General features: G+C 58.1%; 14 protein-coding genes. 5 read left to right on the forward strand and 9 right to left on the reverse strand.

Annotated features, from left to right (window positions below):
• Positions 1-12 precede the first annotated feature (12 nt).
• Genes sufC through J3R80_RS00670 form a run of 5 tightly spaced genes read left to right on the forward strand, consistent with a single transcriptional unit; the run spans position 13 to position 4,412 of the window.
• Entirely contained in the window at positions 13-777 is a 765-nt protein-coding gene (gene sufC / locus J3R80_RS00650; RefSeq protein ID WP_275391823.1) for a Fe-S cluster assembly ATPase SufC, read from the forward strand.
• Positions 778-803: 26 nt separating this feature from the next.
• Entirely contained in the window at positions 804-2,063 is a 1,260-nt protein-coding gene (locus J3R80_RS00655; RefSeq protein WP_275392244.1) for a SufD family Fe-S cluster assembly protein, read from the forward strand.
• A 15-nt stretch (positions 2,064-2,078) separates the two neighbouring features.
• Entirely contained in the window at positions 2,079-2,567 is a 489-nt protein-coding gene (locus tag J3R80_RS00660) for a YIP1 family protein (protein WP_275391824.1), read from the forward strand.
• 3 nt (positions 2,568-2,570) lie between these two features.
• Positions 2,571-3,170 carry a Yip1 family protein gene (locus J3R80_RS00665; protein WP_275391825.1) on the forward strand — a complete coding sequence of 200 codons (600 nt, stop codon included), beginning with the start codon at positions 2,571-2,573 and terminating at the stop codon, positions 3,168-3,170.
• A 21-nt stretch (positions 3,171-3,191) separates the two neighbouring features.
• A complete protein-coding gene (locus tag J3R80_RS00670) occupies positions 3,192-4,412 on the forward strand; it encodes a cysteine desulfurase (RefSeq protein WP_275391826.1) in 1,221 nt (406 codons plus the stop codon).
• A 16-nt stretch (positions 4,413-4,428) separates the two neighbouring features.
• Here the strand turns inward: J3R80_RS00670 and J3R80_RS00675 are convergent, their stop codons facing one another.
• The 9 genes from J3R80_RS00675 to guaA form a co-directional block, all read right to left on the reverse strand.
• The gene (locus tag J3R80_RS00675; RefSeq protein WP_275391827.1) at positions 4,429-5,046 is read right to left on the reverse strand and encodes a TetR/AcrR family transcriptional regulator; all 618 of its coding nucleotides are present in this window, start codon (positions 5,044-5,046) and stop codon (positions 4,429-4,431) included.
• Positions 5,039-5,908, reverse strand: coding sequence for a polyphosphate kinase 2 (ppk2, locus tag J3R80_RS00680; RefSeq protein ID WP_275391828.1), 870 nt, complete (start codon positions 5,906-5,908; stop codon positions 5,039-5,041). The genes J3R80_RS00675 and ppk2 overlap by 8 nt, the downstream gene beginning before the upstream one ends.
• Before the next feature lie 72 nt (positions 5,909-5,980).
• Positions 5,981-6,919, reverse strand: a complete 939-nt coding sequence (metA, locus tag J3R80_RS00685) for a homoserine O-succinyltransferase (protein WP_275391829.1) — start codon at positions 6,917-6,919, stop codon at positions 5,981-5,983.
• 47 nt (positions 6,920-6,966) lie between these two features.
• Complete coding sequence (locus J3R80_RS00690) at positions 6,967-7,827, reverse strand: ATPase (protein WP_275391830.1); 861 nt, start codon at positions 7,825-7,827, stop codon at positions 6,967-6,969.
• Positions 7,828-7,970: 143 nt separating this feature from the next.
• Positions 7,971-9,029 (reverse strand): hypothetical protein, encoded by a 1,059-nt coding sequence (locus J3R80_RS00695; protein ID WP_275391831.1) that lies wholly within the window; start codon positions 9,027-9,029, stop codon positions 7,971-7,973.
• Between the two features lie 203 nt (positions 9,030-9,232).
• Entirely contained in the window at positions 9,233-10,102 is an 870-nt protein-coding gene (locus J3R80_RS00700) for a DMT family transporter (RefSeq protein ID WP_275391832.1), read from the reverse strand.
• On the reverse strand, positions 10,099-10,392 hold the full coding sequence (locus J3R80_RS00705; protein ID WP_275391833.1) for an antibiotic biosynthesis monooxygenase: 294 nt from the start codon (positions 10,390-10,392) through the stop codon (positions 10,099-10,101). The genes J3R80_RS00700 and J3R80_RS00705 overlap by 4 nt, the downstream gene beginning before the upstream one ends.
• A gap of 100 nt (positions 10,393-10,492) precedes the next feature.
• Positions 10,493-11,359 carry a sulfotransferase gene (locus J3R80_RS00710; protein ID WP_275391834.1) on the reverse strand — a complete coding sequence of 289 codons (867 nt, stop codon included), beginning with the start codon at positions 11,357-11,359 and terminating at the stop codon, positions 10,493-10,495.
• Positions 11,360-11,398: 39 nt separating this feature from the next.
• Positions 11,399-12,958: a glutamine-hydrolyzing GMP synthase gene (gene guaA, locus J3R80_RS00715; RefSeq protein ID WP_275391835.1), complete on the reverse strand. Its 1,560-nt coding sequence runs from the start codon at positions 12,956-12,958 to the stop codon at positions 11,399-11,401.
• Positions 12,959-13,021: the final 63 nt, after the last annotated feature.

Here is a 13,021-nt window from a genome sequence, read left to right on the forward strand (position 1 = left end):
GGACGGAAGAAAATGCTGAAAATCAACAACCTGCACGTCAAACTTGAAGAAGAAGACAAGCGCATCCTGAAAGGCGTCGATCTTGAGGTGCCCGCCGGGTCGGTCCACGCGATCATGGGCCCGAACGGTTCGGGCAAATCGACCCTGTCCTATGTGTTGTCGGGCCGGGATGGCTATGACGTTACGGAAGGCGGTGCCACGCTGGATGGCGAAGACCTGCTGGACATGGAGCCGGAAGAGCGCGCCGCGGCGGGCCTGTTCCTGGCGTTCCAATACCCGGTCGAAATTCCCGGCGTGGGCAACATGACCTTCCTGCGGACCGCTGTGAACGCGCAGCGCAAGGCGCGCGGGGAAGAGGAAATGTCGGCTGCCGATTTCCTGAAATTCATCCGCGCCAAGGCGAAAGAGCTGAAAATCGACGCTGAAATGCTGAAACGCCCGGTTAATGTGGGCTTTTCGGGCGGTGAGAAGAAGCGTAACGAGATCCTGCAGATGGCGATGCTGGAACCCAAGATGTGCATTCTGGACGAAACGGATTCTGGTCTGGACGTGGATGCGATGAAGCTGGTGTCGGAGGGCGTGAACGCGCTGCGCGACGAAGGTCGCGCGTTTCTTGTGATCACCCACTATCAGCGCCTGCTGGACCACATCAAACCAGACGTGGTGCACATCATGGCCGGCGGGCGCATCGTCAAATCGGGTGGCCCGGAACTGGCGCTGGAAGTGGAAAACAACGGCTATGCCGACATCCTTGCCGAGATGGAGGTCGAGGCATGAACACCGCCACCAAACAAGCCACAGCCATGATCAGCGCCGATGCGCGCCCGGTCTCAGGCGCCTGGGCACAGGAGGCGCGGGCTGACGCCGCGGCGCGGCTGGCCGATATGGGACTGCCGACGCGCCGAGATGAATACTGGAAATGGACCCGTCCAGACAGCCTGATCGCCGCGACACCGTCACCGGCTGCGGTCTTTGACTACGAGGGCGAACCGCCGGTTTTTCATGAGATCGACCGGTTGAAAATCGTCTTTGTCGACGGGGTGTTCGACGCTGACACCTCGGACGATCTGTCCGGCGAAGGGATCGAGATTGAGCGTCTGGCGGATGCCGCCGCCGCCGATATCCATTGGGCCAAAGACCTTTACGGTGTGCTTGAGGCGCGTGGCCAATCCCCCGTGGTGCGCCCCTTGGCCGCTCACAACACTGCGATGGCGACCGATGGCGTGGTGATCCGTGTCACCGGGCAGGTCAATCGCCCCGTCAGCCTGTTTTATTGCCATGAAGATGACAGCTCGGATGCCGTGCTGCACCATGTGATCCGTGTCGAGGAAGGCGCGAAACTGACGCTGTTGGAAAATGGTCCCGCCGCGGCACGTTTTTCGAAAGTGTGCGAGGTGGACGTGGCCGACAGGGCCGAGTTCCACCACATTCGCGCGCAGGGTCGCGATCACGAACGGCAGGCGATCACCCACATGTTTGCACGTCTTGGTGCGGAATCGGTGTTCAAGAGTTTCACCATGACGGTGAATGGTCGCCTGACCCGCAATGAATGCGTGATCGAGCTTTTGGGTGACGACGCAACGGCCCATGTGGCCGGGGCAGCCTTGGGTGATGGGGCAGATGGCGATTTCCACCACGATGACACTGTCTTCATCACCCATGATGCCGTGGCCTGCGAGAGCCGCCAGGTGTTCAAGAAAGTGCTGAAAAACGGCGCGAAAGGCGTGTTTCAGGGCAAGATTCTGGTCAAACCGGATGCACAGAAGACGGATGGCTATCAAAAGTCGCAATCGCTTCTTCTGGACGACGATGCCAGTTTCCAAGCCAAACCCGAGCTTGAGATCTATGCCGACGACGTGATCTGTTCGCATGGGTCGACCTCGGGCGCGATTGATGAAGAGGCTTTGTTCTATCTCCGCTCGCGCGGTGTGCCGGCGCATATTGCCACCGATCTTCTGGTATTGGCCTTTCTGGCCGACGCGATTGACGAGATCGAAGACGATGCCATCGCCGCCGAGATCAACGACCGTCTGGATGCGTGGCTTGCCCGCCATCGCGGCTGACCAAGGCCCGGTGCGATGTCTGTGATTGATGATGTGATCCGAAGCTATCGCGCTCCTCGCGCGGTGTTTCGGCGCAGGCTTGATCTGGGCACGCGCGAGGATAAGGCGCTGGCTGTCCTGATGGGGGGCTGCCTTCTGGTGTTTGCCGCACAGCTTCCCCGGCTGGCCCGTGTTGCACATGAAACCGATCAGGATCTGAATATCCTGATGGGAGCGACGATGCTGGCGTGGATCTTCATCATGCCGCTGGCGTTCTATGTCATTGGTACGATCAGCCATTTTCTGATGCGCCTTCTGGGCGGGCAGGGCACCGCTTTTGGTGCGCGGTTTGCCCTGTTCTGGGCATTGCTGTGTGCCACGCCGCTTTGGCTTCTCTGGGGACTGGTTGCCGGGTTCATCGGCGAAGGGATACAGATGACGCTGATCGGCGCGCTTGCGCTGTTGGCTTTCTTGCTGTTCTGGTCCATCAACCTGCGTGAAGCTGAGCGTAAGGTGGAAGGATGATCCATGCGGTTTGATCCCGGTTATCTGTTTGGTATGGCGCTGCAGACGGTTCCCGAACCGCGCAAAGTAGCCCGCGACCTGTTCGACCTGAACCTGCCGCGTGAAGTCCTGTGGACCGCGCTTGCGCTGGTCGTGGTGGTGAACGCCGCGCTGGGTGTGCTGGCCGGGCTTCTGTATCCGCTGGATCCGGCCCAGATGGGCACCATCCTGTCCAGCCCGGTCCTGCTGGGTGTGATCGAGGCCGTGTTCATGTTCGGCATGGCGTGGGGCATCTACGCGATTGGCCGAATGTTCGGCGGCCAGGGCGATTTGTCCGAGGCGATCATCACCGTCGTCTGGATGGAGTTCATCTTCCTGATGCTTCAGGCACTGACACTGGTGCTGACGTATTTCGCGCCCGGTTTGGCGGCGATACTGATGCTCGCGTCTGTGGCATTGTTTTTCTGGGTGCTGAGCCATTTCACCGCAGAAAGCCACGGCTTTGGGTCAACCGGGCTGGTTTTTGCATCAATTCTTGGGTTCATGATCCTGGCGGTCATCGCCCTGTCGTTCATATTGGTCGTCCTGGGTGTTGAACCCGTGCCAATGACCCTTCCCAACTGATAGCTGATCGGAGCCCGCGTCATGTTCGATATCAACAAGGTTCGCGCCGATTTTCCGATCTTGTCCCGGCAGGTAAACGGTCAGCCGTTGACCTATCTGGACAATGGCGCATCGGCACAGAAACCGCAGGTGGTGATCGACGCTGTGACCCGCGCCTATGCCGAGGAATATTCCAACGTCCATCGGGGTCTGCATTTCCTGTCCAACCTCGCCACCGAGAAATACGAGGCGGTGCGCGGCACGGTGGCGCGCTTCCTGAATGCGGGATCTGAAACCGAGATCATTTTCAACTCCGGCACCACCGAGGGCATCAACCTTGTGTCCTATGCCTGGGCAGCCCCGCGCATGCAGGCAGGGGACGAGATCGTGTTGTCCACGCTGGAACATCACGCCAATATTGTTCCCTGGCATTTCCTGCGCGAACGTCAGGGGGTGGTTCTGAAATGGGTCGACCCGGAACCCGACGGATCGCTTGACCCGCGGAAGGTGCTGGGTGCGATCACGGATCGCACCCGGCTAATTGCCGTCACCCAGTGTTCCAACGTCTTCGGCACCGTGGTGGACGTCAAAACCATCTGCGCCGAGGCGCGAAACCGGGGGGTGCCGGTTCTGGTGGATGGATCACAAGCTGCGGTGCATATGCCGGTCGATGTGCAGGATATCGGCTGCGACTTCTATGCAATCACCGGGCACAAACTCTATGGTCCGTCCGGCTCTGGCGCGATCTATATTCGTGCGGATCGTCAGGCCGAGATGCAGCCCTTTTTTGGTGGTGGCGATATGATCAACGAGGTGACGAAGGACAACGTCACCTATGCTGCGCCTCCGTTGAAATTCGAGGCGGGCACGCCCGGTATCGTGCAAACCATTGGTATGGGAGCGGCGCTGGAATATTTGATGGATCTGGGGATGGAAAACGTCGCCAACCACGAAGCGACGCTCGCCGCCTATGCATCAGACCGTCTGGCCGGGCTGAACTGGGTCAATGTGCAAGGCACGGCGCAGGGCAAAGCGGCAATATTCTCGTTGACCATGGAAGGTGCTGCGCATGCGCACGACATCTCGACCATTCTTGACAAGAAGGGGATTGCGGTCAGGGCAGGGCATCATTGCGCCAAACCGCTGATGGCACATCTGGGCGTGTCGGCAACGGCGCGCGCGTCGTTCGGGCTTTACAACACCAAAGACGAGGTTGATCGGTTGATCGAAGGGCTGGAGCTCTGCCACCGGCTTTTGGTCTAGCCCTATCCAAACGGTATCAGTCGTCAGGCCGGATCAATCCAAGCCCGCGCAGATAAATCCCGATCCCGCTTTCCAACAGTTCTTCTGGCGGAAAGGGGCTTTTCTGACCCGGGCTGCCGCGCCCGAACAGCTCGACGACCCCGTGGCTCATGGCCCAAATATGCGCACTGACCATCCGCGAGGGGGGGCGCTTATCCTCGGGTATATTTTCCGCAAGCCGTTCAGCCGCCTTTTCCAGAACCCCCATCGCGCGCCCAGCCACCCGGGCCAGATCGGACGAATGATTGGTCGAAATCCCGCTTTCGAACATCGAGATATAGTGGCCGGGATATTTCCGCGCGAAGGCCAGATAGGCGCGGCCCGTTGCCTCGAAACTGGCCAATGCCGAAGGCTGTCCCTTGTCATAGGCATAAACCATCAGATCGGCGAAAATCTCGTACCCCTGACGTGCGGCTTCCGCGATCAGGTCTTCGCGCCCGGCAAAATGGCGATAGACCGCGGCAGGGGTGACACCGGCCTGTTTGGCGGCCTCAGACAAGGTGAAGCCGGTCGGGCCTTTCGCTTCGATCAACTCAAGCGCCGCGTCGACCAGTGCCTGTCGCAGATTGCCGTGGTGATAGCCGCGCTTAGCCATCCCAGACCTCGGGCCCGCCGCAGATCTTGCTGTCCGGCGCATGGGCGATGTTCGGGTCTTTTCCTGCGTAATCAATATCTTGCAAGACGGCCCTAAGGGCCGCAAGCCGGGCGCGTTTCTTGTCATCGGATCGCACGATGGTCCATGGCGCACGTGGGCGGTGGGTCCGCTCGAAGGTTTCTTGGATCGTCTGAGTGTAGGCATCCCAGCGGTTCAGCCCCTCGACATCAATCCAGCTGAGTTTCCACTGTTTCAGCGGGTCTTTTTCCCGGGCCAGAAAGCGGCGCAACTGTTCCGCGCGTCCCACATTCAGCCAGAGCTTCACGAAATGGATGCCTTCATCGACCAGCATATCCTCGAACTCGGGCAATTGGCGGAAGAACGATGCACGTTCTGCATCGGTGCAGAAGTCGAACACCTTTTCAACCACCGCCCGGTTATACCACGAGCGGTCGAACAAAACGATCTCACCTTCGGTCGGCAAGTGCTTGACATAACGCTGAAAATACCACTCACCCGCTTCGCGATCCGATGGTTTGGACAGCGCCACGACCCGCGCCACACGTGGGTTCAGGTTTTCGCGAAACCGCTTGATCGTGCCGCCTTTTCCCGCCGCGTCGCGACCTTCGAACACGACGACAACACGCTTTCCGGTCGCCTTCACATCCGCTTGCAGCTTCACCAGTTCAAGCTGAAGCGCTTCGATCTCGGCCTCATAGGTGTCTTTGTCCATCTGCGCGTCATAGGGATAGCTGTCCGACAGGATATCCTTCTTGCGGGCATCCTTGATCACCTTGCGCACCGCATCCGGCGCGGTCTTCTGATAGAATTTCGAAATGGCACCATCGAACGGCAAAGACATACGCAAACTCCTGATTTCACGCCATTATGGGGCGAAGGTGGCGGGTTGGCAATCGGTGCAGGGCCGACGGTATCAGTTGCGCCGATCCTGCCTGCTTTCCCCGATCTGGTCGATGTCAAAGGGTGTCGTCAGATACATCTCGTTGATCCAGTTGGCATAAAGCAGATGGGCGTGACTGCGCCACCGGTTCTCGGGCCGCTTGGATGGATCATTGCCAGGATAGTAGTTCATCGGCACGTTGATCGGGGCACCCTTGGCCACATCGCGGTCGTATTCGCCTTTCAAGGTGGCCGTATCATATTCGAAATGATTGAACACATAGAGCGCCCGATGCGCCGTATCCTCGACCAGACAGGGGCCGACCTCGTCCGATCCCAAGAGGATGGTCAATCCGTCCGCGGCGTCAATCTCGTCCTGCCGCATCTCGGTCCAGCGGCTGACGGGTACCACGCAAGTATCGGAAAATCCGCGCAGATATGGCGATGCCGGGTCAAGATTCTTTTGCGGGAAACACCCAAAGGCCTTGGCACCCAGAATGTGCTTCTTCACCTTGTGGAAGTGATAGATCATCGCCATGCCGCCCCAGCACACGCCGAAGGTGGAATGCACATTGGTTTGCGTCCAGTCAAAGATCTGGCTGATCTCGTCCCAATAGGTGACGTCTTCGAACGGCATATGTTCGATCGGGGCGCCGGTGATGATCAACCCGTCAAACTTCTGATCGCGCACCTCGTCCCACGGCTGATAGAACGCACCGATATGCGCCTGGCTGGTGGTTTTCGACTTGTGCTCGGACGGGCGCAGCAGGGTCAGCTCGATCTGCAACGGATGGGCGCCGATGAGGCGGGCAAACTGCGTCTCGGTTTCGATCTTCTTGGGCATCAGGTTCAACAGCGCGATCCTCATCGGGCGGATATCCTGCTTGTCGGCCTGATCCTCGGACATGACCATCACACCCTCGTCCTTCAGCACATTTGCTGCGGGCAGGGAGGAGGGTATCTTGATCGGCATGTCGCATGTCCTTGAGTTGTATGTGTAGAGTGTCAGATAGGGGCAGATCAGGCGGCGTCAATCGCCGTGGCAATCATTGCTTCGAAATCATCCGGGGACTTGATCGCGGCGACTTCATGCGCACAGAGCGAGATACCGTAACGCGCCATGTGTTCATAGAGCGGCTGGCGATGCGCCAACGCCTGGGCATAGGTCCAGCGAATGAAGTCATCCGGTTCAACATCATCGGCTTTAATGCTGTTTTTCAACAAATATTCTTCCCAAACACGCGCCAGGAACTCGGGTTGATACGCCATCGGCTTCGGCGCGCGGTCAAATCGTTCAACCAAACGCTGGGTATGGGCTTCATCCCCCCTGAGCCAGACCAAAAGACAATGCCGGCTTAGCTCGGCAATCAGAGGGTCGTTTTCACACAGGGCCGGGTCGATCCATTCGCAGATGGATCCACCAGTGTCACAAATAAAATGCGGATAGCCATAGATGTTCTCGGCCCGCTCGATGAAGTGAACCGTATCCATCAGGGCCGCGATTTCGGCCGTGCGAAATTGCTGTTGCCGACGGTTATACTCCTCGATCGGCACGCCGCCTTTGTCAGGCGCGCCCGGTTTGCCCAGATAGGTCGCAAGCGGTGTCAGGTGATCAAATCTGATCTTCGGTGCGATACGAATTGAATCCGACATCAGAAGATCGCGCAGCAGCGGCACCTTCATCGCTTCTGTTTTCAGATTATCGGTGATGTATTCGTCCATGTACCGGGTGCCGATCCGGTAGTCGATGGAATAATGAAACCAATCGCCCTGTTCGCGCAGCATGTTGGAAAGATAGGTCTTGCCCAGTCCGGACATCCCAAAGAACAGCACCCGCTTATGCGGGGCCTCCAGCCATTCCTGCGCGTTTTGATACAGCATCTTGCATCCCACCATTTTGCACCTTGGTAAGGGCGGAAGGCGGGCGGGTCAAATGGTTCGCATCGGGTTGGGAAGAAAGGGGAAATGAAAAACGCCCCGCGCGGTTGGCGCGGGGCGTTTCGTGTTTCTTTGGCTGGGCTGGCTTAGAAGCGCAGGCCCATTTTCACGCCGATGGCGACGGCGCTGCCGCCATCATATACGACGGGCAGACCACCCGAAGTGACGGTCTTGCTATCAAACTTGGTGTACTGAACGCCTGCCGAGATATCATAGTTGCCTTGGGTGTATTTTGCACCAACGGCGATAGATTTCGATGCACCGGCAGGGGCAAGGAATGTGGTGCCGGTATCCGACCCGCCTTCATACCCCAGCGACAGCGAAACCGACCAGTTGTCGTTCAGGCGGCGCCCGATGCCCAGCTCATACGAGGTAACATCCTCGACAAAGTTCACCCAGTTGGCGGGTCCAAAGGCGGGGCCAGTTGTGTCAAGCGAGATACCATCCCATTTCGCGTGGCGGATCGAGCCGAACACCAGCGTGTTTTCGGCGATACCCGTCTGGAAGTCCAGATTAAAGGCTTCCGGCATGGTCACTGACCCGGTCACCGCGTCCACTCCGAACGGCGTGGCACGAACCCCCGTCAGCGCATGGTCAACGGATGTAAAGTAGGTCAGGGCGACACGCAGCGCGATTTCCGGCTTTTCGTAAGCCACACCAACCAAGCCACCCCATTCGGTGCCGCTTTCGGCACTCATGGCGCCCAGGCTTGAAATGATCTCGCCCGAGACTTTCTGGGCACGCACACCGCCGTGAACCGAGAACCCGTTACCGAATTCATAGCGCAGGATACCGGTCAAAGCAGAGCTTTTGACTTCGGCCATACCCGGGGCAAGGGGGGCGTCGATATATTCAATGCTCGCGCCATAAGGTTGGTCCCAGATCAGGGCAAGGCTCAGATTGTCGTTCAACTGGGTCTTGTAGCCCAGCGAAAACATCGAGAAATCCGTGGCCGACTGGCTGATCGGAAAAACGCCGGCACCGACACCTTCGATTGTAGGGCTGACATTGGCGAATGAGAAGGACAGGTAGTTGCCTTCTTCAAACAGGATCGAGATGTCTTGATCCGACCTGTCAATGCCTGCCTGCGCGGTGGTCGCTGCCGCAGTGAAAAGCGCAGCGGTTGTAAGTGTTAATTTGTTCATCATTCCTCCCGTGAACCACAAACTGTCCGATAGTGATGGGTTACATTAAGACAAGGCTATTTGTCGCACTTGATATTGGTCAATCGTTACCTTGGGTCAGATCGTTCAGCGCGTCGTATATGCCGCCAAACGATGTGCAAAGGACACGGTTTCATACGAAATTTCGGCTGCGATAAGCTATAGTATAGGTTGTGTAAGGCGGGTTAACGGGGTCTGGCTGCGGCTTCGGCACGGATGTTAACAAGGTTGGCGATGACAATCATGCTCCCGCCTAGCACGAGCGCCCATCCGATAGGCTCGTCATAGAAAACGGCGCCGATCAAGGCGATCAGGGGAAGGCGGGTGAAGTCGATCGGAATCACGACCGAGGCCGGCGCCAGCGACAAGGCAATGGTCATGCAGGTATGCGCCAGCAATCCGGCGCAGCCGATCAACACCAGCCACGGTGCAGTCGTCAGGCTGGGCAAGGCGATGTCGCCATCAAAGCCCGCCGTCAACAAACCGAAGACCAGTTGTGTTGCGGTCAGCCAGAACAGAATCGCCAGTGTCGTTTCCGACCGGGTCAGTCGGCGGGTGAACATCGCGGTGAAGGCGAAGCAGACCGCCGATAACGCCGCTGCACCGAGACCCGCGGAGATCCCGGTGCCCGAGAAGGGTTGCGCTATGAACAGGATCCCGACGAAGCCCACCGCCGCGCTGATCGCGCGTGTCATTGTCAGCCGCTCGCCCAGCACCAGCGGCGACAGCGCAGCCACCCAAAGCGGAGAGGTGAACTCTAACGCGAAGACCTGGGCAAGCGGAATGGCTGTCAGCGCGAAGAACCACAGATTCTGCCCCGCGAAATGGGCCAGATTTCGCACCAAGTGCAGCGGCGCACGAAGTATCGTAATCTCATCCTGTCCTTTGCGTGCGATGAGTATCGTCACGACGATCACAAACCCCACGCAGGAGCGATAGAGCATCAGCTCGAACGTATCCAATTGATGACTGACCGCACGTCCCGCGATGGCCATCGCCGAAAAAGAGGCGATCGCACCCGTCATCCAGAATGCGGCCCGCAAAGTGGGTGTCACACCGAAATCTCTTCAATGGAGTAATGACGTGGAATGCCCGCCGTGATCTTTGCCCACGGGCTGTCAGCCGCCCGTGCCTGATGGGCGTCAAAATCCGCCTGCGAAACAAAAAGTTCAGAGACAAGAAAGCGCCCCGGACAGGCCGTGTCTTCCGTGACATCGAACCGAAGGCATCCCGGCTCTGCCCGTGTCAGAGCGATATGTTCGGGAAGGGCAGCCGCGATGGCAGCGCGACGATCCGCAGGAACGTCGATATACCCTGTGAGCGAGATTTGAGTGTTTCGTGTCATTCGGAATGGCTAGCAACTTACACAAGGAATGGCGAGCCCAGATCGACCAGTCCGTCGAACCCATGGTCCACGCGCTGCAACTCTGGCCGGTCCGATTGGACTAAGCCACTTTCCACAGCGATTTGGTCAATGGAAACCTTTTGCCGCAGAAGTCATAAACCTCGGCGTAATGTTCATGTAACATCGCTTTGAACTCAGACGGCAAATCCAGGGGCGCAGAGGCATTCACCCGTTTCCTGAAATCGACATCCACGATGTCGCGGTCAAGAAAACCCGCGATCTTTCCCAATGATTGATGATTGAACAAATTTTCATAAAGCTCGTAATGCAGCTCTGAGCCGTCGAAAACGTGCTCCAGCGCGGTTATCGTCTTGTCGTACCGTGTCCGTTTGATCTGCTCTGGACTCTTAGCGAATTCTTCGAACTCTCGTATCAGCTGCGTTTCGTCAATCTTGATCCCAAGCCTTTCTTGGTTGCGCCTTTTCATGCGTGAACTCGACCAAAGGCGATCGACGGGGTCACGCATAAGAAATATGACTTTGACCTCAAACCCCGCGTCCTCGATTGCTGATCGTATCACCTTGAACTCGCTGGCGCCGAGTATCGAATAGCTTGGTGTAATATCACCGGTCATATTGGTGGTCTCGGTGATCAGACTTCGAAAATACGCCCCATAGGCACCATCTTCTGTCTGCATCGACCGCCTGAGGGCCTGTTTGCTCTCGCGCGCTTTTGTTGGGGGGGCCACAAAGTTCTTGCAAAGATCACTGAACTTGGCGTCCCAAACGTGATACTCTTTCATACAGCCAAAATCGCTGTATGCCTGAGATTGCAACACCCGATGCAGCCAGGTCGTTCCTGATTTTTGCGCACCAACCCCTAATACGAAAACGGGTTTGGCGCTGCGTTTGAACAGCCTTTTCAAATCAATACCGGTGCGTTGTCGATAAGACTTAGGTCTTTGCAATGACTTCACCTTTTCAGTGACGGGCCTGGATGCCGCGCGTCACTCCCACTCGATCGTGCCCGGCGGTTTCGAGGTCACGTCATATGTGACGCGGTTGATGCCTTTGACCTCGTTGATGATCCGGGTGGCGGTTTCGCCCAGGAATTCATGGCTGAACGGATAGTAGTCCGCGGTCATGCCATCCACAGACGTCACGGCGCGCAACGCACAGGCATAATCATAGGTGCGACCATCGCCCATGACCCCCACAGTGCGGACGGGCAGAATGGCGACGAAGGCCTGCCAGATTTCGTCATAGAGACCATGCTTGCGGATCTGGTCGATATAGACCGCATCCGCCTCGCGCAGGATGTCCAGCTTTTCGCGGGTGATTTCGCCGGGGCAGCGGATCGCAAGGCCGGGGCCGGGGAAGGGGTGACGCCCGATGAAATGGTCGGGCAGGCCAAGCTCCCGGCCCAGGGCGCGGACCTCGTCCTTGAACAGCTCGCGCAGGGGTTCGACCAGCTTCAGGCCCATCTTCTCAGGCAGGCCTCCCACATTGTGGTGTGATTTGATCGTCACCGAGGGGCCGCCCGAGAACGACACAGATTCGATCACGTCAGGATAGAGCGTGCCTTGCGCCAGAAACTCGGCACCCTCGATGGTGTCCGCGTGTTTCTGGAACACGTCGATGAACAGCTTGCCAATGATCTTGCGCTTGGTTTCGGGGTCGGACTGACCGTCCAGCTCGCCCAGGAACAGCTCCTGCTCATCAGCATGGATCAGCTGCATGTTGTAATGATCGCGGAACATGGTGACGACCTCTTCGGCCTCACCTTTGCGCAGAAGGCCATGGTCCACAAAGACGCAGGTCAGTTGATCACCAATGGCCTCGTGGATCAGAACCGCTGCGACCGAGCTGTCGACGCCACCGGACAGGCCACAGATGACCTTCTTGTCGCCAACCTGTTCGCGGATGACGCGGATGGCTTCCTCGCGATAGGCGCCCATGGTCCAGTCGCCCGAGAACCCGGCCAGTTTAACGAAATTCTCATAAAGCTTCGCCCCCTTCGGGGTGTGGTGCACCTCGGGGTGGAATTGCACCGCGTAGAAATGGCGCGACGGGTCGGCAGTGATCGCAAAGGGCGCGTTGGGCGAGGTCCCGAAAACCTGAAAACCCGGAGCAATTTCAGAGACATGGTCGCCATGGCTCATCCAGACCTGTTCGACCCCATGTTCGAACCATCCGTCCAGCAGGTCCAGCTTGGCTTCGGGCGTCACATAGGCGCGGCCGAACTCGGCCGTGCCGTGGCCGCTGACCACCTTGCCGCCCAGTTGCGTCATCATCGTCTGCTGCCCATAGCAGATGCCCAAGATAGGCACGCCGAAGTCGAAAACCTCTTGCGGGGCGCGCGGGCTTCCCTCGCGCGTCACGCTGTCGGGCCCGCCAGACAGAATAATGGCTTTCGGGTCCATTTCGCGCACGAAATCCATCGTGACGTTCTGATAAGGGTGGATTTCGCAATAGACATTCAGCTCGCGCAGACGCCGCGCGATAAGCTGCGTCACCTGGCTGCCGAAGTCGATGATAAGAAGGCGGTCGTGGCTCTGATCTGTCATGGAAACCGATTAGGGCAGGGGCCGAGGCAACGCAAGTCCTGCGTCAGGGTCTTCGGGGTCCGT

Origin of the sequence: Aliiroseovarius sp. Z3 (assembly GCF_029105185.1) — a bacterium.
GTDB lineage: Bacteria > Pseudomonadota > Alphaproteobacteria > Rhodobacterales > Rhodobacteraceae > Aliiroseovarius.